This window comes from Actinoplanes lobatus (genome assembly GCF_014205215.1).
GTDB classification, from domain to species: domain Bacteria; phylum Actinomycetota; class Actinomycetes; order Mycobacteriales; family Micromonosporaceae; genus Actinoplanes; species Actinoplanes lobatus.
This window is the reverse complement of sequence record NZ_JACHNC010000001.1, coordinates 6,196,262-6,215,437: the sequence shown is the minus strand read 5'-3', so window position 1 is coordinate 6,215,437 and position 19,176 is coordinate 6,196,262. Positions and strand designations below refer to the sequence as shown.

General features: G+C 71.1%; 18 protein-coding genes. 8 read left to right on the top strand and 10 right to left on the bottom strand.

Annotated elements, in window-relative coordinates:
• The first annotated feature begins 17 nt into the window (after positions 1–17).
• Together BJ964_RS28485 and BJ964_RS28480 are read left to right on the top strand one after the other, a co-directional pair.
• Positions 18–1,115 (top strand): sensor histidine kinase, encoded by a 1,098-nt coding sequence (locus tag BJ964_RS28485; RefSeq protein WP_188123553.1) that lies wholly within the window; start codon positions 18–20, stop codon positions 1,113–1,115.
• Positions 1,112–1,789, top strand: a complete 678-nt coding sequence (locus BJ964_RS28480; protein WP_188123552.1) for a response regulator — start codon at positions 1,112–1,114, stop codon at positions 1,787–1,789. Before BJ964_RS28485 ends, BJ964_RS28480 begins: the two co-directional genes overlap by 4 nt.
• A gap of 21 nt (positions 1,790–1,810) precedes the next feature.
• On the opposite strand, the gene fahA is transcribed toward BJ964_RS28480, so the two are convergent.
• From fahA to hppD, 4 genes are read right to left on the bottom strand one after another with little or no spacing between them, the layout of a single operon-like run.
• Positions 1,811–3,019, bottom strand: coding sequence for a fumarylacetoacetase (fahA, locus tag BJ964_RS28475; RefSeq protein WP_188123551.1), 1,209 nt, complete (start codon positions 3,017–3,019; stop codon positions 1,811–1,813).
• The gene (locus BJ964_RS28470) at positions 3,016–3,780 is read right to left on the bottom strand and encodes a hypothetical protein (protein ID WP_188123550.1); all 765 of its coding nucleotides are present in this window, start codon (positions 3,778–3,780) and stop codon (positions 3,016–3,018) included. Before BJ964_RS28470 ends, fahA begins: the two co-directional genes overlap by 4 nt.
• On the bottom strand, positions 3,777–4,973 hold the full coding sequence (locus BJ964_RS28465; RefSeq protein ID WP_188123549.1) for a homogentisate 1,2-dioxygenase: 1,197 nt from the start codon (positions 4,971–4,973) through the stop codon (positions 3,777–3,779). Before BJ964_RS28465 ends, BJ964_RS28470 begins: the two co-directional genes overlap by 4 nt.
• A gap of 18 nt (positions 4,974–4,991) precedes the next feature.
• Complete coding sequence (hppD, locus tag BJ964_RS28460) at positions 4,992–6,197, bottom strand: 4-hydroxyphenylpyruvate dioxygenase (RefSeq protein WP_188123548.1); 1,206 nt, start codon at positions 6,195–6,197, stop codon at positions 4,992–4,994.
• Positions 6,198–6,352: 155 nt separating this feature from the next.
• Here hppD and BJ964_RS28455 point away from each other — a divergent pair, with 155 nt between their 5' ends.
• The gene (locus BJ964_RS28455) at positions 6,353–6,808 is read left to right on the top strand and encodes a MaoC family dehydratase (RefSeq protein ID WP_188123547.1); all 456 of its coding nucleotides are present in this window, start codon (positions 6,353–6,355) and stop codon (positions 6,806–6,808) included.
• Here BJ964_RS28455 and BJ964_RS28450 read toward each other — a convergent pair.
• The 4 genes from BJ964_RS28450 to BJ964_RS28435 all read right to left on the bottom strand — a co-directional run bounded on the left by BJ964_RS28450 (position 6,793) and on the right by BJ964_RS28435 (position 12,496).
• Positions 6,793–9,558, bottom strand: a complete 2,766-nt coding sequence (locus tag BJ964_RS28450; protein ID WP_188123546.1) for an ATP-binding protein — start codon at positions 9,556–9,558, stop codon at positions 6,793–6,795. The two genes, BJ964_RS28455 and BJ964_RS28450, sit on opposite strands and share 16 nt — an antisense overlap.
• 41 nt (positions 9,559–9,599) lie before the next feature.
• A complete protein-coding gene (locus tag BJ964_RS28445) occupies positions 9,600–10,799 on the bottom strand; it encodes an RNA polymerase sigma factor (protein WP_188123545.1) in 1,200 nt (399 codons plus the stop codon).
• On the bottom strand, positions 10,796–11,167 hold the full coding sequence (locus BJ964_RS28440; protein ID WP_188123544.1) for a YciI family protein: 372 nt from the start codon (positions 11,165–11,167) through the stop codon (positions 10,796–10,798). Before BJ964_RS28440 ends, BJ964_RS28445 begins: the two co-directional genes overlap by 4 nt.
• Positions 11,168–11,248: 81 nt before the next feature.
• Positions 11,249–12,496 (bottom strand): alpha-amylase family glycosyl hydrolase, encoded by a 1,248-nt coding sequence (locus BJ964_RS28435; RefSeq protein ID WP_188123543.1) that lies wholly within the window; start codon positions 12,494–12,496, stop codon positions 11,249–11,251.
• 126 nt (positions 12,497–12,622) lie between these two features.
• Here BJ964_RS28435 and BJ964_RS28430 point away from each other — a divergent pair, with 126 nt between their 5' ends.
• From BJ964_RS28430 to BJ964_RS28415, 4 genes are all read left to right on the top strand, one after another.
• The gene (locus BJ964_RS28430) at positions 12,623–13,783 is read left to right on the top strand and encodes a serine hydrolase domain-containing protein (protein ID WP_188123542.1); all 1,161 of its coding nucleotides are present in this window, start codon (positions 12,623–12,625) and stop codon (positions 13,781–13,783) included.
• 68 nt (positions 13,784–13,851) lie between these two features.
• Complete coding sequence (locus tag BJ964_RS28425; protein WP_188123541.1) at positions 13,852–14,655, top strand: hypothetical protein; 804 nt, start codon at positions 13,852–13,854, stop codon at positions 14,653–14,655.
• A gap of 10 nt (positions 14,656–14,665) precedes the next feature.
• Positions 14,666–15,634: a DUF1152 domain-containing protein gene (locus BJ964_RS28420; RefSeq protein WP_188123540.1), complete on the top strand. Its 969-nt coding sequence runs from the start codon at positions 14,666–14,668 to the stop codon at positions 15,632–15,634.
• Positions 15,635–15,712: 78 nt separating this feature from the next.
• Positions 15,713–16,687, top strand: a complete 975-nt coding sequence (locus BJ964_RS28415; protein ID WP_188123539.1) for an Acg family FMN-binding oxidoreductase — start codon at positions 15,713–15,715, stop codon at positions 16,685–16,687.
• A 95-nt stretch (positions 16,688–16,782) separates the two neighbouring features.
• Here the strand turns inward: BJ964_RS28415 and BJ964_RS28410 are convergent, their stop codons facing one another.
• A complete protein-coding gene (locus tag BJ964_RS28410; protein WP_188123538.1) occupies positions 16,783–17,712 on the bottom strand; it encodes an oxidoreductase in 930 nt (309 codons plus the stop codon).
• Positions 17,713–18,005: 293 nt separating this feature from the next.
• Between BJ964_RS28410 and BJ964_RS28405 the strand changes: the two genes are divergently transcribed.
• The gene (locus BJ964_RS28405; protein WP_188123537.1) at positions 18,006–18,578 is read left to right on the top strand and encodes a transglutaminase-like domain-containing protein; all 573 of its coding nucleotides are present in this window, start codon (positions 18,006–18,008) and stop codon (positions 18,576–18,578) included.
• On the opposite strand, the gene BJ964_RS28400 is transcribed toward BJ964_RS28405, so the two are convergent.
• Positions 18,579–19,154 (bottom strand): AAA family ATPase, encoded by a 576-nt coding sequence (locus BJ964_RS28400; RefSeq protein WP_203832596.1) that lies wholly within the window; start codon positions 19,152–19,154, stop codon positions 18,579–18,581.
• Between the last annotated feature and the right edge of the window lie 22 nt (positions 19,155–19,176).

Below are 19,176 nucleotides of genomic sequence, written 5' to 3'. Positions count from 1 at the left end.
GTCGGTAGCGTGGCCACGTGATCGGGACACGGGGGCAGGTCGTCGACGCGGCGGTGGCCGCGGCTGTTCTGGTGGTGTGTGGCTATGCGGCACAGGAGTCCGGGAATCCGGCCTGGTGGCAGTGGGCCATGGTGTGCGCCGTCGCCGTTCCGGTCGCCGTCCGCCGCCGGTGGGCGTTGCCGGCCGCTGTGCTGACGCTGACCGCATCCGGTGGCGTTCTGATCGACGGTGTGATCCCTGTGCACGCCGCACCGGGCCTGTGCGCGGCCGTGGCGCTGACCCAGTTCGCGGCAGCGGCCGGTCTGCCGCCGTCGCGTTCGGTTCCGGCGCTGGCCGCGGGGCTCGGCGGCGCTGCCGCGCTCGGGCTGCTGTGGCCGGCGGCGCCGCTGGTCGCCGTTCCGGCGGTCGCGGTCCCGTGGGTGACCGGCTGGTCCGTTCGCCACCGCCGGCAAGTCGCCGAGCAGGTCTTCGAAGCCCGGACCGCCCACGCGGTGGCCGAGGAGCGGCTGCGCATCGCCCGCGACATGCACGACATCGTGGCGCACAGCCTCAGCATGATCACGATGAAAGCCAGCGTCGCACGCCACGTCGCCGATGTTCGGCCGGAGGAGAGCCTGACGGCCCTGGAGGTCATCGAGACGGCCGGCCGGGAGGCGCTGGCCGAGATGCGGCGCGCCGTGGGTCTGCTCCGCGCGGACCAGGGCCCCGCCACGCCATCGGGTGGAGACGAGGACCTGCGCATCCTCGCCCGCCGCACCGAGGAGGCCGGCGTCCAGGTGGAGACGACATTCGCCGGCACGACCACACCGCCGGCCGGCATCCGCCTCGTGGTGTACCGGATAGTCCAGGAAGCCCTCACCAACGTCGTCCGTCATGCGCAAGCGACCAGATGCACCGTCGACGTCCAGGCCGGCAGGGAGTCGGTCACCGTGCTGGTGGCCGACAACGGCACGGCCACGGTGGCACCGGGAGACGGCGGGCACGGACTACGCGGTATGCGCGAACGGGTCGGCGCCCATGGCGGCAGCCTGCTGGCCGGCCCGCAACCGGACGGCGGGTTCGCGGTGACCGCGCACATCCCGTACCCCGCGCCGGGCCAGGGTGGCCGACCATGACCGATCCCATCCGGGTCCTCATCGCCGAGGACCAGGCGCTGCTCCGCGACAGCTTCCGGATCCTGCTCGACACGACTCCCGGCTTCGAGGTGGTCGGTGAGGCCGGCAGCGGCCGCGAAGCCGTCCAGCTCGCCCTGGCCCAACAGCCGCACGTGGTCCTGATGGACATCAGCATGCCCGACATGACCGGCATCGACGCCACTGAAGAGATCTGCCAGCAGACCACCGACACCCGAGTGCTGATCCTCACCACTTTCGACCTGGACGAGTACATCTACGGTGCGCTGCGCGCGGGCGCCAGCGGCTTCCTGCTCAAGGACGCCACCGCCGCCGACCTCGTCGCCGCGATCCGCGTGGTCGCCGCCGGGGAGGCGCTTCTGGCGCCCAGTGTCACCCGCCGGCTCATCGCCGCGTTCGGCGCTCAGCCCCGCCCGTCCCGCGTCTTCCACCGGAGGCTCGACGGGGTGACCGACCGTGAACGCGAGACCCTGGTGCTGATCGCCCGCGGGCTGTCCAACGCCGACATCGCCACCCACCTGGGCCTCAGCCTGGCCACTGTCAAATCCCACGTCGGCCGTCTGCTCACCAAACTCAACGCTCGCGACCGGGCCCAACTCGTCGTCGTCGCCTACGAAACCGGTCTGGTCACGGCGCCCCGGGCCGAACTCCCCTGAGGTGCCCGGCCCGGCGGCTGGTCAGATCGAGTTGGCCGCCGTGATCCGGCCGCGGACCGTGCCGAGGCCGATCAGTGTGCCGGCCGGGCCGGGGGCGGTCGCGGTGATCTCCACCTCGTCGCCGTCCGCCAGGAACGTGCGGACCGAGGCGTCCGGCAGGGTGAGCGGCTGCTGACCGTTCCAGGACAGTTCGATCAGGGAGCCGGGCTCACCGCCGCTGATCGTGCCGGAGGCGTACAGGTCGCCGGTGCGCAGCGAGGCGCCGTTGGCGGTGAGGTGGGCCAGCATCTGCGCGCCGGTCCAGTACATGCCCGCGAACGACGGCCGGGCCACGACGTGGCCGTTGAGCCGTACCTCCAGGCGGATGTCCAGGCCCCACAGCGGGGTCTTCTCGTCGTCGAGGTAGGGCAGCAGCGGCACGCTCCGGGCCGGTGGCGCGACCCGGGCGTGTTCCAGGGCGGCCAGCGGCACGATCCACGGCGAGATCGAGGTGGCGAACGATTTGCCGAGGAACGGGCCGAGCGGCACGTACTCCCAGGCCTGGATGTCGCGGGCGGACCAGTCGTTGACCAGGCACACCCCGAAGACGTGCTCCTCGAACGCCGCCAGCCCGACCGGACGGCCGAGCGTGGAGGGGCGGCCCACCACGTACCCCAGCTCGGCCTCGATGTCCAACCGCTGCGACGGACCGAAAGTGATCTCACCGTCCGGGCTGCGGCGCTGGCCGCTGGGGCGAACCACCTCGGTTCCGGACACCACGACTGTCCCGGCCCGGCCGTGGTAGCCGATCGGCAGGTGCTTCCAGTTCGGGGTGAGCGGGTCCTGCCCGGGCCGGAACATCCGGCCCAGGTTGGTGGCGTGCTGCTCGGAGGCGTAGAAGTCGACGTAGTCGGCGACCGTGAACGGCAAATGCATGATCGCGTCGCCGGCCGGAATCAGGTGGCCGCCGAGAAGATCCCGGTACACCTCGTCGGACAGCCAGGTGGTCAGCGCGCCGCGCAGCGTCGCCCACACCCTCGGGCCCGCGGCGAGCAGCGTGTCCAGCGACGGCCCGGCCACCGCGCCGGCCAGTTCCGGGGCGAGACGGCGGCAGGCCGCCGGCAGGTCGATGATCTGGTCACCGACCGCGACACCCACGCGCGGATGCGGGTCGGCCGCGGTGTGGAACACCCCGTACGGCAGGGTGGCCACACCGAACGGGTGGCCGGCCGGAATGTCGAGCCAGGTCAACGCGGATCCTCCAGTAGGCCGAAACGCAGCAGGCCGTCGACCGGCTCGCTGATGCTGCACGTACCGAAACTGACGAAGTGGTGCCGGACCGCCTTGACCAGGACCTCGTCGATCCCGGCGACGGCGGCCGCGACCCGTTCGCCGTCCTGGTCGGCCAGCGCCCGCTCGATGTCGTAACCCTGGAGCGCGCGGGCGGTCGCCAGGATGACGTTGAGATAGCCGTGGTGCGCGAACCCGGTGGCCGGATCCCGGTGCCGGAGCGGATCGTGCAGCCCGGCGGTCAGTTTGAACGCGAGACCGCCGCGCACCGCCGCCCACAGGGCACCGGCCAACCGTGCCTCGCTGGGGAACGCGTCCGCGCGTACCCCTCCGGTCCTGATCTTCAAACGCAGGCCGGCGTCACGCAGGGCCGCGACGCGCGTCGCGGTGATCTCGTCGCAGCCGATCTCCTGGTACGCGGTGAGCGTGCCGCCGTAGGCGGACGCGGCCGGGCCCTCCACCGCGACGATCTCCACCGAGGGGTGTTCGGGCAGGTCAGCCCCGAGATCGGGAACGACGAGCGACACCCGCAGGGTCGGCCCGCCGGCTGTGGCGGCGACCAGTTCGTCCCAGCGGGCCAGCGAGCAGATGAACGGGCCGAGAAGCGGCGCCCATCCGGATTCGGCCCGCTCCCGATGCGCCCGAACGGCGTCGGCCATCGGCAGATTGCCGGGCGGGAAGATCGCGGCGTCGTCGAACAGGCCGGTGAACAGCGGGTTCATGAGTTCTTCGCCCAGGTCCAGGCGTAGACGCCGTCGTCGCAGAGACGCCCGGCCTCGCCCAGGCCCAGTGGCCGGAACGTGTCGACCATGACCGCCAGTTCGTCGAACCGCTCGGCGCCCAGGCTGGCCTCGATGGCGGACGGCTGGGGGCCGTGCGAGTGGCCGCCCGGGTGCAGCGACACCGAGCCGACGTTGATGCCGGAACCCTTGCGGGCCTCGTAGTCGCCGCCCACGTAGAACATGACCTCGTCCGAGTCGACGTTCGAGTGGTAGTAGGGAACCGGCACCGCGAGCGGGTGGTAGTCGACCTTCCGCGGCACGAAGTTGCAGATCACGAAGTTGTTGCCCTCGAAGACCTGATGCACCGGCGGCGGCTGGTGCACCCGGCCGGTGATCGGCTCGAAGTCGTCGACGTTGAACGCGTACGGGTACAGGCAGCCGTCCCAGCCGACCACGTCGAACGGGTGATGCGGCAGCACGTGCACGGTTCCGGCCAGCCCGCCCGGCCCGTCGCCGCGATGCTTGATGTAGACCTCGACGTTCTCCCCCTCGACGACATGCGGCGCATCGGGGGTACGCAGATCGCGTTCACAATACGGCGAGTGTTCGAGGAACTGCCCGTACCGGGACAGGTAGCGCTTCGGTGGCGCGATGTGGCTGTTCGCCTCGATCGCGTACAACCGCAGCGGTTCGTCCCCGGACGGCACCCACCGGTGCGTGGTCGCCCGCGGGATGATCACATAGTCGCCGGCCCCGACGGTCAGGTCCCCGAAGATCGTCTCGACGACGCCGGAGCCCCCCTCGACGTAGACGCACTCGTCGCCGGTCGCGTTGCGGTACAGCGGGGAGGCGGCGCCGGCCACCACGTACCCGATCCGGACGTCGGTGTTGGCGAGAACCAGACGCCGGTCCCGGACCGCGTCACAGGACTTCCACTCCTCGCCGTCGAACAGCTCGTGCAGTTTGAGATGCCGGGGCAGCAGCGGCTGGTTCGGCTCGGTCGACTGGTCGGGCAACTGCCAGAGGCGAGCGCCGATCACCGCCGACGGCACGTGCCGGTGATACAGCAGCGACGAGTCGGAGGAGAAGCCTTCCTCCCCCATCAGCTCCTCGTAGTAGAGCCTGCCGTCGCCGTCGCGGTGCTGGGTGTGCCGTTTGGCCGGGACGTCGCCCGCCCTCTGGTAGTGCGCCATGGGACCCTCCCGATCAGGTCAGAAGTTGCCGCGCTTGGCCTGCTCGCGCTCGATCGCCTCGAACAGCGCCTTGAAGTTGCCCTTGCCGAACCCGAGCGACCCGTGCCGTTCGATCAACTCGAAGAAGACGGTGGGCCGGTCGCCGATCGGCTTCGTGAAGATCTGCAGCAGATAGCCGTCCTCGTCCCGGTCTACCAGAATGCCGCGCTTCTGCAGCTCCTCGATCGGGACCCGGACATTGCCGATACGGGCCCGCAGCTCCGGGTCCTCGTAGTAGGAGCCCGGCGTCGCCAGGAACTCGACACCCTCCTCGACCAGCGCGTCGACCGCCTGGAGGATGTCGTTGGTGGCCAGCGCCAGGTGCTGCGCCCCCGGACCGCGGTAGAACTCCAGGTACTCGTCGATCTGCGACTTCTTCTTGCCGAGCGCCGGCTCGTTGAGCGGGAATTTGACCCGGTGGTTACCGGACGCCACCACCTTGCTCATCAGCGCCGAGTAGTCGGTGGCGATGTCGTCGCCGATGAACTCGGCCATGTTCGTGAAGCCCATGACCCGGTTGTAGAAGTCCACCCACTCGTCCATCGCGCCGAGCTCGACGTTGCCGACGATGTGGTCCAGGGCCTGGAAGATGCGCTTCGGCGCGCCGGGTCGCTTACGGTGCGTCGAGGTCCGGGCCACGAAACCCGGGAGGTACGGGCCGGTGTAGTGGGTCCGGTTCACCAGGGTGTGCCTGGTTTCGCCGTACGCCGCGATGGCCGCGATCCGCACGGTGCCGAACTCGTCCGAGACGTCGTGCGGCTCCTCCAGCACGGTGGCGCCCTGGGCGCGGGCGTGCTCGACGCACTTGTCCACGTCCGGCACGGTCAGCGCGATGTCGGCGATGCCGTCACCGTGGCGGGCGTGGTGGGCGATGATCTCGCTGTCCGGGTCCACACCACCCTTGATGACGAACTTGATGGCGCCGCTCTTGAGCACGTACGCCATGTGATCACGGTTGCCGGTCTCCGGCCCCGAATACGCGATCAGCTCCATGCCGAACGCGGACTGGAAGAAATGCGCCGTCTGGGTGGCGTTGCCGACCGCCCACACGATCGCGTCCCACCCGGTGACCGGGAAGGGGTCGCCGGCGGAGTCGTACTCGACGAGCCCCACCAGCTGCTTGAGAGTGGCGAGGTCGAGCTCGGCGAGCTTCTCCTCGTCGGTCAGCGTGTCGTTGACAGACATCCTGCTCCCTTTCACCGCGGGCTGCTGTTGAGAGGCAGCCTGCTCAAGGGCAGTGGGCTGCGCAACAAGTCCATCCGTCGGCGAGCAACCTGCCCAGATCCCTTAGTTTGGAGCCCGGATCACTGAACAATCTGCCCACTGAATCTAGGAGCCTCATGACCCGCTTCACCGGCATCGACGACCTGCTCGACCGCACCGAACTCGGGGTGAGCGACTGGCATCTGGTCGACCAGGACCGCATCGACCGGTTCGCCGAGGTGACCGGCGACCATCAGTGGATCCACACCGACCCGCAGCGGGCCGCCCGGGAGAGCCCGTTCGGCGGCACGATCGCCCACGGCGCGCTCACCCTGTCGTTGTGCATGACGTTCCTGACCGAGGTGGTCCAGGTCGACGGCGTCTCCCTGGTGGTCAACGGCGGCTTCGACAAGGTCCGCTTCCAGGCGCCGGTGCCGGCCGGCGCCCGCCTGCGCGGCCTGGTCACCCTCCGCGAGTCCCGGCGCATCGACGGCGGCGCCCGCCTGGTGGTCCGCACCCGGGCCGAGATCGAGGGCTCCACCCGCCCGGCCTGCCTCGCCGACCAGATCCTGGCCCTCTACGCCACCACCTGACGCCGGACGGGCGGGGCGTCGAGGCCGGTTCGGAGGTCGGCGAGGCGGGTCGCCAAGGTGGGGTCGACGGCGGCGAGGGCGGTCAGGTCGGTTCGCAGGTCGAGGGAGCGGGCCAGCAGGACCGCTCGGCCGGCTTCGAGGAGTTCGACGGCCTCGGGGCGGTCGCCGGCGTTCAGGGCGCACGCCGCGGCCAGCGAGGCGAAGCCCTGGTTGGGTGCCAGCAGGCGTTCCTGGTCGGAGCGGGCCACGCCGCGGTCGGCGGCCCGGGCGGCCAGCTCCAGGCCGTGGCGGGCGGCGGTCGTGGCGTCGGCCCAGTCGGCGCGGTCCGCGGCGAGCATGGTCCAGCCACGGCCGGCGGCCGCGCGTACCGCTGTGGGGGTGATCGTGCTCGCCACCACCTCGCGGAAGTTGGCGACGGCCTCGGCCATGTCCGCCGGATCGGCGGTCTCGCCGTGGCGGCGCATGAGCGCCACGCCCAGGTTGGACCGGTAGATCAGGCGGCGCGGGTCGCCGGGGCGGCAGATGCGCGCCGCCTCACGGGCCGCCGCGACCGCCTCGTCCAGGTGGGTCACCTCGCCGGTGCGGTCGAAGGTCCGGATGAGCAGGCCTCCCTGGTTGGAGAGCCGGTCGGCGCGATCCTCCTCGGCGGTCGCGGCGATCGCGGCCGCGAAGTGCTCGCGGGCCTCGTCGATGCGGTCCAGGTGTTCCAGGGCCAGGGCGCGCAGTTCCTCGAAGCGGGGCGCCTCGGGATGGCCGACCGGAACCAGACCGGTCGCCCGGCGGGCCTCCGCTGCGGCGCCCTCGGCGTCGCCCGCCTCGCGCAGCGCCGAGGAGAGGTTGCCGAGACGGCCGGGCAGGTCGGAGTCGCCGGCCGGGGTGGCGTCGACCGCGTCCCGCAGGCAGGTGACCGCGGCGGCGAGGTCGGCGGCCGACCCGCGGGCGGTGAACCGCTCGTGCAGCGCGCTGCCCTGGTTGCCGAGGTAGCGGGGCCGGCCGGGGTGGCCGGCGGGAAGGCCGGCGAGAACCTCCCTGCCCGCCTGGATCGCGTCGTCGAGGTCGCTCGCGGCGGCCGTCAGCGTGTACCGGGTCTGCAACGCCACTGCCAGGCCGGCCAGCGCGGACCGCCGCTGGCCGACGCTCGCACCTGCCGCGGCCGTCGCCCGCCGGGCCTGGTCGACGGCCTTGTCCGCGTCGGTACGGCTGCCGTCGCGTTCGGCTCGCTCCCGCAGGCCCATGGCTAGGGTGTTCAGCCGGGCCGGCAGCCAGCGGTCGCCCACTGCCGATTCCGCCACGGCACGGTCGGCCGTCTCGATGCTTTCGTCGAGCAGCGCGCGTTTCCGGCTCACGATGTAGGCACGCAGCAGCGCAGCGGCCAGGTTGGCACGGCCGGATGCGGTGGTGGCGGCCTCGCGGAACACGGTGACCGCTTCGTCGATGTCCCGTTCCGGCGCGCCGGACTCGAACCGGGCCTGCAGGGCGACGCCCAGGGTGACCAGGGCGGTACTACGGGACCGGATCCGGTCACCGGCGAGCCGCAGCGCCGTACGCGCGTGACTGACGGCGTGGTCGAGGTCGGCGACGGTCCCGTGTTCCTCGTACCGCAGCCGGTGGGCGGCGCTGAGGGTGGTGAGCAGTGCCGGCCGTTCCGGGTAGCGCTCGGTCACCGCCGCGACCGCCGTCTCGGCGGCCCGTACCGCGGCGTCGACGCCGTCCGGTTCGCCGTGGTCGCCGAGCGCCTCGACGCGCGCTTGCAGGACGTTGCTCAGGTGGTGCCAGGCACGGGCGACGACGGCGCCGGACGGGCCGAGCACGGCTGCCGCCTCGACGGCGGCGCGGGCCCAGCGCAGCGCGGCGTCCAGGTCGCCGAGGTCGCCGGTCTGTTCGAAGTGTTCGAGGCGGGCGACGCCGGCTGTCTGCCGGACCGACACCCGGTTGGCCTCGTGTTCGACGCCGACCCGTTCGACCAGGGCGGCGGCCCGTTCGGCCATCGTCACCGCCTCGGCGCAGCGGTCCGTGCTGCCGGTGTGCCGTCCCAGTTCCCGCAGCATCAGGGCGGTGTTGGACAGCCGGATCGCGGCCGCCGCGGACGGCGCCGGGGCGAGGGCAAGGCATTCGCGGCCGGCGGCGACGGCCGCCTCCAGGTCGGTGAGATCACCGGTGGCGCGATATCGGGCGTGCCGGCTCATGCTGGCGTTCGAGGCGATCGCGGCGCGGCTCCGGTCACCGGCGGGACACCGCCGTAAGGCGTCGACGGCCAGGTCGGCGGCCTCGAGGATGTCCTGCCGATCCCCGGTCTCCTCGCCACGCGTGCGCAGGCCGTTGGCCAGATTGGACAGCCGCACCGCGAGGCGCGGGTCGTCGCCGCTGGTCGCCCGGACCGCCTCCCGCCCGGTCTCGATGGCCCGGTCCAGGTCGGCCGGGTCCTGCCGCCGGTCGAAGCGCAGCCGCAGCGAGGCGGCGAGATTGGTACGGGAGATCGCGTACGCGTCACTGCCCGGTTCGGCCGCGTCCCCGGCGGCCTGCCCGAAGTCCACACAGGCGTCCAGGTCGGCGGGATCACCGAAGGCGACGAACCGCTGGTGCAGGGCTCCGCTGAGGTTCGCCAGGCCGCCGGCGTGATCGGGGCTGTCCTCCGGCGTGCCGGCCAGGGCCCGTCGCAGCAGGTCGATCGCGGCGTCCAGGGCGGCGCGGTCCGGCGTGCCCCGCAGGATCGTGATGGCCTGGAGGGTGAGCGCCCGGCTGTCGTCCATCCGGTCATCGTTCCCAACCCGGCGTCTGACGAAAAGGGCGGTCACCGGTGCAGGCGGCGGGCCCGGGACTCCAGGTGGCGTTGTTCGGCGAGGCTGGCGGTGGCCTTCGCGGCCCGGCGGTAGCAGTCGTGGGCGGCCGCGAGGTCGCCGGAGCGTTCCAGCAGGTGGGCGCGGACCGACAGGAGGCGGTGGTGGCCGGCCATGCGGTCGTCGGCGTCCAGGGTGGCCAGCAGGGTCAGGCCGGCGGCGGGGCCGTCGATCTCGGCCAGGGCGATGGCACGGTTGAGGGTGACCATCGGGTTCGGGGCGATGCGCTCCAGGATCAGGTAGAGGGCGTGGATCTGGCGCCAGTCGGTGCCGGCCGCGGTGGGTGCGTCGGCGTGGGTGGCAGCGATGGCCGCCTGCAACTGGTACGGGCCGAGCGCCGATCCGGCCAGCGACGCCTTCGCCAGGGTCATGCCCTCGTCGATCTGGGGCCGGTGCCAGCGGGTGCGGTCCTGCTCGTCGAGGGGGACCAGGTCGCCCGACGAGGTGGTACGGGTGTCCCGGCGGGCGTCGGTGAGCAGCATCAACGCCAGCAGGCCGGTCACCTCGCTGTCGTCGGGCAGTCGGGCGTGCACCAGCCGGGTCAGGCGGATCGCCTCCCGGGCCAGGTCCGCGCGAATCAGGCGGTCACCGGACGACGCCGTGTAGCCCTCGTTGAAGATCAGGTAGAGGACGTGCAGGACGACCCCGAGACGATCGGGGCCGTCCGGCGGCGGGAACGAGCTTCCGGCCTGCCGGATACGCTGCTTGGCACGGCTGATCCGGGCCGCCGTGGTCGCCTCGGGCACCAGGAACGCGCGGGCGATCTCGGCCGTCGTCAGGCCGCCCACCGCCCGTAGCGTCAGCGCGGTCTGCGACGCCGGGGTCAGCGCCGGATGGCAGCACAGGAACAGCAGCAGCAGCGTGTCGTCGGTGTCCGGCACCTCCGGCGGAGGCTCGGCGGAGACGGCCACCTCCCGTACGCGGCGGGCCTGTTCGCTGCGCACCTGGTCGACGAGCCGCCGGGACGCGACGGTGGTCAGCCAGGCGCGCGGGCTCTCCGGCACGCCCTCGCCCGGCCACTGCACGGTCGCGGCGAGGACAGCCTCCTGCACGGCGTCCTCGCAGTCCTCGAAACGGCCGTGCCGGCGGACCAGCGCGCCGAGGACCTGTGGCGCGAACTCGCGCAACAGGTCCTCGATGGCCGGTTCGGTCACGCGTCGAGATTGCCGTCGGCGAACATCACCTGGCGCACCTCGACACCGAGGCCCTCGATGGCGGCGTCCGGGATCTTCGCGGCCAGGGCGAGCGCGCGCTCCCGGTCCTCGCAGTCGACCAGGTAGAAGCCGCCGAGGAACTCCTTCGCCTCCGCATACGGGCCGTCGGTGACGACGGGCGCCGCACCCCGTACCGAAACGACCGCGGCCTGGGAGGGGTCGGCGAGGGCGAGCGTGGTGATCAGTTCGCCGGACGCCTTGATCTCCTCCATGAACGTGCCGTGGCCGTCGCCGATGGCCGCCTTCTCCTCGTCGGTCAGTGCGTCCAGCACGGCCGGGTTGATGTGCAGACTGATCAGGAAACGCATCGTCGTTCTCCTCTTCGGGGTTGGTTCTCGACCAGTAGTCGGAGCCGCTCCCGTCGTCTTGACGTCCTCCCCGGAGAAATCTCAGCCGAGAATCTGCCAGCCGTGCGCGGGGACGGTGGCCGGATTCCGGTGGTCGCCGGGTTCGTCGGCCTCCAGCACCGTCAGACCGGCCACGTCGATGTCGAACGTCGTCTCGATGTCACCGACGTTGAGCAGGGTGATCAGGCGGTTTCCGGGCGCGGTGGAGACCAGGGCGGCGGCCGTGTTGGTCAAGGACAAGGATTCGGTACGGGCATGCGTGAGCCACGGATGGCGACGGCGCAACCCGATGAGCCGCTGGTGCAGACGGTAGGTCGGCCACCCGTACGCCGAAAGGTCCTCGGGTTTGGCGGGAAAGAGTGGGCGGACGTCGTCGTCGCCACCGGCACGATCCTGCTTCACGCCGCGGTAGGCCTGCTCGTCGCCGTAGTAGATGCTCGGCGCGCCGCCCGTGGTGAACAGCACGGCCAGGGCGTGACCGAGATGGCGTACGTCGTCGAGTTTGCTGGCGATGCGGGTGACGTCGTGGTTGCCGACGAAGGTGAGCGGCAGCCCCGCACCGAGGACCTCGCCGTGCCGTTCCAGGGCCCAGACCAGCTCGAACAGGTTGCGGTCGTTGAGGCTGCTCCAGATCGCCTTCCACAACTCGTACTGGGTGATCGAGTCGAGGCCGCTCTCCCGCAGGTAGGCCGTGTAGTCGCCGTGGATCAGCTCACCGGTGAACCAGCCCTCCGGATGGCGGGAACGCACCCGGTCGACGGCGGCCCGCCAGAACCGTGGCGGCACCGCGTAGGCGGCGTCCAGCCGCCAGCCGGACACACCGCGGTCGAGCCAGTGGTTCATCACCCGGATCACGTGGTCGAGGACCTCGGGTTCGTCGTGGTCGAGGGCGACCAGCGCGTGGTGGCCCTCGAACACCTCGAAGTCGTCCGCTCCGGGGCCGGTGTGCCGGAACCAGTGACGGGGGGCTGAGAATCCGCGGCCGACATGATTGAAGACACCGTCGAGCATCACCCGCACACCGCGCGACCGGGCGGCGGCGACCAGCTCGTCGAAGCCGGCGTCGTCGCCGAGGCGCGGGTCGATGCGGAAATGGTCGATGGTGTCGTAACCGTGCGACTCGGAGGCGAAGACCGGCCCGAGTTGCAGGCCGTTGACGCCCATCTCGACGGCATAGTCCAGCCAGTCGATGAGGTGACCGAACCGGTGGCCGGGGCCCTGGTACAGGCCACCGGTGAAGCCGAGCGGATAGACGTGCCACCAGATGGCGTGATCGGCCCAGTTGCTCATCCCGGTAAGGTTAACCGGGTGGGGTCAGCACCACCTTTGTCCGGGAGCTAGCCGGATGGGAATGATTCATGAACCTTCATACGGTCGGGGGGCAGCATTTCCCGCATCCGTATGGAGGGCATGAACATGCGCGTACACCTGCGTCGATTCGGCGCGGCCGCCGCTCTGACCGCGATCGCCGCCGGGGTCGCCGCGGCACCGGTCTCGGCCGCTGCCCGGCCCGGCCCGTTGCCGGCCGCCGTCGACGATCTGCACGAGCTGGGCATCACCGGGGTGCAGGGATTCACCCGGGTCGACGGGGTGGTCAGCCGGGCGCGCGCCGGGGTCGGCGATCTCGAGCGCGGCACACCGGTGCCGATGGACGGCTGGTTCCGGATCGGCAGCAACACCAAGACGTACGTCTCCGTGGTCGTGTTGCAGCTGGTCGGTGAGGGCCGACTGTCGCTCGATGACACGGTCGACCGGTGGCTGCCGGGCGTGGTCGCCGGCAACGGCAACGACGGCCGCCGGATCACCGTCCGGCAGCTGTTGCAGCACACCAGCGGCCTCTACAACTACACCCGCGACATGTCGGGGCTCTTCACCGAGGAGGGCTTCCGGGAGCACCGGTTCGATCACTGGGAGGACGCTGATCTGGTCGCTCTCGCCATGAAGCACGAGCCGGGTTTCGCGCCCGGCACGAGCTGGGACTACTCCAACACCAACTACATCCTCGCCGGGATGGTGATCGAGAAGGTCACCGGGCGGCCGTGGGAGTCCGAGGTCCGGTCGCGGATCCTGCGCCCGCTCGGCCTGTCCGAGACGTCGGCGCCGGGCGACCGGACGACGCTGCCCCGGCCGCACGCCAAGGCCTACCAGCAGTGGCAGCCGGGCGGGACGCTGTCCGAGGTCACGCAGTGGAACCCGAGCGCGGCGAGCGCCGCCGGCGCCATCGTGAGCACGCCGTCGGACGTGGCGAAATTCTGGCAGGCGCTCCAGGGTGGCCGGCTGCTCAAGCCACGGCAGATGGCCCAGATGCACGAGACCGTGCTGGCCACCACCTACCAGGACTTCATTCCCGGAGGACGGTACGGGCTGGGCATCACGTTCATCCCGAACCGGTGCGGCGGCTACTGGGCGCATGGTGGTGACGTGCCCGGCGTCAACAACGCCAACGGGGTCAGCGCCGACGGCGACCGGGTCGCGGTGCTCGCCCTGACCACACAGTTGGCCGACGAGGAGGCGTCCCGCAACGTGTACCAGCGCGCCACACGTCTCATCGACGACGTCATCTGCGGATCCGACTGATCCGGTCCGGGTCGCGACCGTCGCCGCGGGCTTCCCGCGGCGGCGGTCGCGACGCCTATCGTGGCGAGATGCTGGTGACTGTGGGCGAGGCGCGGGTGCTCGGGAATCCCGGCGAGCCGCGGTTGCGATTCGTGGAGGGGCCGAAGGACGACGTCAACTGGCGCGGGCGGCGGCTGTTGACCGTCGACGACGCGCCGGCGTTCGAGTTGAGCAACTGGTGCGGCACATGCCAATTCCTGTTCCAGCGTCTGGAAGGCGCCACGACGACCTTCTCGCCGGACGACCCGGACGGCACGGCCGAACTCGACGACCAGCTCATCGCCCGGTTCGCGGCACTGCTGCCGGAGGGCCTCTACCAGCCGTTGCTGCTACAGGTGCGACCCCGGCTGGTACGGCCGTCCGGGCCGGGCGACTACTTCGCCGAGGAGCAGATCAGCACCTGGGGACTCGAATCGTTCTGGGGGCTGCCCGCCTATCCGCGTACGCCCTACTACCGCACCTTTGAAACCGCGGTGGACGCCGACGCACACTTGTACGAGTTCGTCGTCCCGATGGTGCCGCCGTCCTGGAACGAACCCGACCGGGTCGCCGCCCACACCGCCGAACTGTCCGGTGGCGCGATACCGACGGCGGTCGCCGTGGCGATCCTGGACGTCTGCGCGCCCGCCGTCGCGGACGGGCCCGACTACTACAGCCACTGGGCGCTGACCCACTTCCTGCTCGACGGGCACCACCGGATGCAGGCGGCCGCCGGGACCGGCCGGCCGTTGCGCCTGCTGTCGCTGCTGGCGGTCGACGCCGGGCTGGCCGAACCCGAGCAGATCGCCATGTTGCCGTCCGTGCGGGCCGCCGCGCCGCGGGCCCGTGGTTGATCATTGGCGGGTGACGGACTTCGCCGCATCGCTGGCCACCCCTCCCCTGTTCGCCGCACTCTCCTCGGCCCGCCGGGTGCTGATCGCCGGAGCGGGCGGTGGTTTCGACATCTACGCCGGGCTGCCGCTCGCCCTCGCCCTGTGGAACAACGGCACGGAGGTGCACCTGGCGAACCTGTCGTTCTCCGAGTTGGAGCTGATCGACCGGGACGCCTGGATCTCCGACCAGGTGGTGGCGGTGACCCCGTCGACCACCACCCCGGACTGGTACTTCCCGGAAGGGACGCTGGCCCGCTGGCTGGCGAAGAACGAGCTGCCGTCGACCGTGCACGCCTTCCCGCCGCTCGGGGTGCAGACGCTGCGGGAGGCGTACCGGTTTCTCGTCGACCGCCTGGATATCGACGCCATCGTCCTGGTCGACGGCGGCACCGACATCCTGTGCCGCGGTGACGAGGACGCGCTCGGCACCCCGGTCGAGGACATCACCAGCGTCGGCGCGGTGGCCGGAATCGACCTCCCGGTGAAGCTGGTGACCTGCCTCGGCTTCGGCATCGACGCGTACCACGGGGTCAACCACGTGCAGGTGCTGGAGAACATCGCGGCGCTGGACCGCGACGGCGGCTACCTCGGGGCGCTGTCGATCCCGGGTACGAGCCGTGAGGCCGTGCTGTACCGCGACGCGGTCGCCGACGCCCAGCGGGCCACCCCGGACCGGCCGAGCATCGTCAACGGCCAGATCGCGGCGGCCGTCGGCGGCGAGTTCGGCGACGTCCAGTTCACCCGGCGTACCAGTGGCAGCACGCTCTTCGTGAACCCGCTGATGGCCATCTACTTCACCGTCGACCTGGACAAACTCGCCGCCCGCTGCCTCTATCTCGATCGCCTGGAGAACACCGTCGGCAGACGGCAGGTGATCACCCGGATCGAGACGTTCCGCAACGAGGTGTCACCGCGGATCCCGCGTGCCTACCCGCATTAGAGCGACCGGCAATTGGCTACCCGTTCGTAGGGCGAAAGGCCCTACCCGGGGCCGTCGATTGTGCAGAATGGTGGCGCGATGGTGCGCATAGGTCCCGACACGGCTGAATTCCTCGTCGGCGCCTCGGTGCGGGCGCCGTCCGTGTACAACACACAGCCCTGGCGGTTCGCCCACCGGGACGACGGAACGATCGAGGTGTGGGCCGACCGCTGCCAGGCCCTGCCGGCTGCCGACCCGGCCGGGCGTGAGCTGGTGATCAGCTGCGGCGCGGCGCTGGCCACGCTGGTTCTCGGAATACGCTGGTTCGGCCATCAGGCGGTGGTACGAAGACTGCCGGATCCCGCCCAGCCGAATCTGCTGGCCCACGTCGCGGCGGGTCCAGCCTACTCACCCGGCCAGCAGGAGCTGGACATGTTCCACGCCGTTCTGGACCGGCACACGCACCGGGGCCGGTTCGCCGACATCGCGGTCGCGCCCGCACTGCTGGCCCGGCTGACAACCCTCGCGCGCTCGGCCGGCGTCCGTGCCTGCCTGATCCGTGACCAGCGCAAGCTACGCCGGATGACCCGGCTGACCACTGCGGCACAGCGGATACAGCTTCGCCAACCGCCCGTACAAGACGAGCTCACGTACTGGCTGCGCGCCGCGGACACCCCGGAGCGCGACGGCATCGTCTCGCCCGAGCCGGATCCGCCCGCCGGCACGACGCCTGTCCGGTTCCGCGACACCCGTCCGGACGCCCTGCCGGACCGGCGGGCGACCACGATACTGCTGGCCTCCGGCAGGGACGACCCGATGGCGTGGTTGCGTGCCGGGGAGGCGTTGCAGCGCATGCTGCTGCACGCCGCTCGCCATGGCGTCAACGCCGCGATCTACACGCAGCCGCTGGAGGTGCCGTCGGTCCGCGCCCGGATGGCCGCACTGACCGGTGGCGGGTACCCGCAGATGCTGTTCCAGCTGGGGCGTAGCCGCGGCGTCTCCACCGCCGCCCGGCGCACACCGGCAGAGGTGCTTGTACCCGCTGCACCATCCCTGCTTGCCGAGCACGGATAGCCGGCCACGTCCACGGTGTCTGTGGAGCGGACGCCCCTACTTGGTGATCCGCGTCGTTGGTCGGTCGGGGGTCACAAGCATCCAGGAGCCTTCTGTCAGAACTCGTACAGGATGCCGGTGAGGTTCGTCGAGACCTGCCATAGTCGCTCGGCCGTCTGCGCATCGGTGGCCTTCGCAACGGGCCGTATCAGGACCGGATGCCCTCTCGTGCCGGCCAGGCCGCCGGGCCCGAAGAACTGCCCGCCCTCGACGCCGGGTGCGGTGGCCGCGCAAAGCTGGCTCCACGCGCCTCGTTCGGCGGGCTGCGCCAGCGCGTTGGCGATCCGCAGAGCCATCCCGACCAGCCCGCCCGAACCGGATGCCGGCATGTTGGTGCTGGCGAAGCCCGGGTGGGCCAACAGGCTGGCTACCGGCACCGCAGCCGCACGTAACCGGCGGTCCAGCTCCAGCCCGAACAGCACGTTGGCGAGTTTGGACTGCCGGTAGAACGTGGCCGGCCGGTAGGACCGCTCGCCGGTCAGGTCGTCGAAGTGGATGGATCCGCCGCGGTAGGCGTCGGAGCTGACGGTCACCACCCGTGCGCCAGCGCGCCGGCGCAGCAGCGGCAGCAGCAGTCCGGTCAGCGCGAAGTGCCCGAGGTGGTTGACGCCGAACTGCGACTCGAAGCCCTGGGCGGTCAGCGAGCGTCGTGGCATCCCGATGCCGGCGTTGTTGACCAGCACGTCCACCGGCGTTCCAGCGTCGAGGAGGGTCGCCGCGAACGCCCGCACCGAGCCGAGGTCGCCCAGGTCGAGCCGTTCCAGCACCACCTCACCGGGCGGTGCTTCGGCGCGCAGCCGGTCCTGGGCGGCCCGGCCCTTGTCCTTGTCCCGGACGGCCATGACGACGCGAGCGCCGTGCCGTGCCAGCGCCCGGCAGGTCTCGTAGCCGAGGCCGCTGTTGGCGCCGGTGACGACGGCTGTCCGGCCGGTCTGGTCCGGGATGTCCGCAGCCGTCCATCGGACGCCCGCAACAGAAGTGGTCATTCCGTCCATGATCTTTCGTCCCGTGCTGCGGGGACAGCCCTTCGTCGGATCCAGTGGAAGGCGGTGGCCGCTGGCCGACGTCGCCGCCCGGCTGGAGGCGTTCGAACAGCACTACAACTTTCGCTGCCCGACCGTTCGACTGGCGCTACACCAGACAAGACCTTGACCAATTGCTCGAACGCCTCGCCGCGAGTTCCTCCCAGTCCGACCGGCTGATCGGGTCGGTCTCGCTCTCGAACCAGTTCGCGGCCCGGGTGATGTAAAAGTCGTACCCCATCCGGGACACTCTAGAAATGGATCTTCGAGCTGGCGACCCCTCGCACTATCTCGGCGCCGACGACATCGTCGAGACAGACCATCCGGGGGTACGCGCATTGGCCGCCGAACTACGCGCGGCCCACCCCTCGGACGCGGAGTTCGCGCGGGCCGCTTTCGAGTGGGTACGGGACCGGGTCCAGCACTCGATCGACGCGCGGGACCCTCGGGTCACGCTCACCGCGAGTGAGGTGCTCGACGCCCGGGTCGGGCTGTGTTATGCCAAGTCGCACCTGCTGGCGGCGGTCAGCCGGGCCGGCGGCGTCCCCACCGGACTGTGCTACCAGCGACTGGCCGGCGACAGCGGGCCGGTGCTGCACGGGCTCGTCGCCGTCCATCTCGACGGCCGCTGGCACCGGCAGGATCCGCGCGGCAACCGGCCCGGCATCGACGCACAGTTCCGGCTCGGCGAGGAGCGGCTCGCCTTCCCGGCCGGCGAGGGCGATCTGCCCGAGGTGCACGTGTCGCCGTCACCCACCGTGGTCGCCGCGCTGCGTGGCGCCGACGACGTGCTGGAACTGTGCCGCAGCGGGCTACCCGCCGCACCCTGATCAGATCGTGGCGAGACGGAAGTGGGTGATGGCCGTTTCGGCCACCTCGGCGGGTTCCAGGTGGGTGTTGTCGATCCGCAGGTAGTCGGGGCGGTCGTCGAAGCGGCCACCGGAGTTGAGGTCGTACCGCTCGTCCAGGGCGAGCAGATTGCGCCGGGACGCGTCCCGGTCCCGTTTGGACGGCTTCTCGGCCAGCCGGGACGCGCCCTCGTTACGCCGTAGCCGCTCCTGCTGGGCCGCCTCCAATTCCAGGTGCAGCACCCGGCCGCCGCGGCTGCGGAACGGCTCGGCGTACCGGGTGATCGCCTGCTCGTCGGCCGGCTCGTCGAACGCCCACACGTAGGTGAAGATCAGGCCGGGCAGGTCGCTGGCCGCCACCTCCTCGACGATCTCCCGGCGGAATCCCTCCACCAGGCGGTGGAAGGGCGGGCTGCCGAACGGGAAGAAACGCAGCACCGGCTCGATCGCCAGATGATTGTGGAACAGCCGCAACCCGGTCCGGGCCGCGATCCGCTCCCCCACGGTCATCTTCCCGACGGCCGGCGGCCCGACGATGAACAGCAGCGTTCCGGTCACGGACGCAAAGATACCGATGATC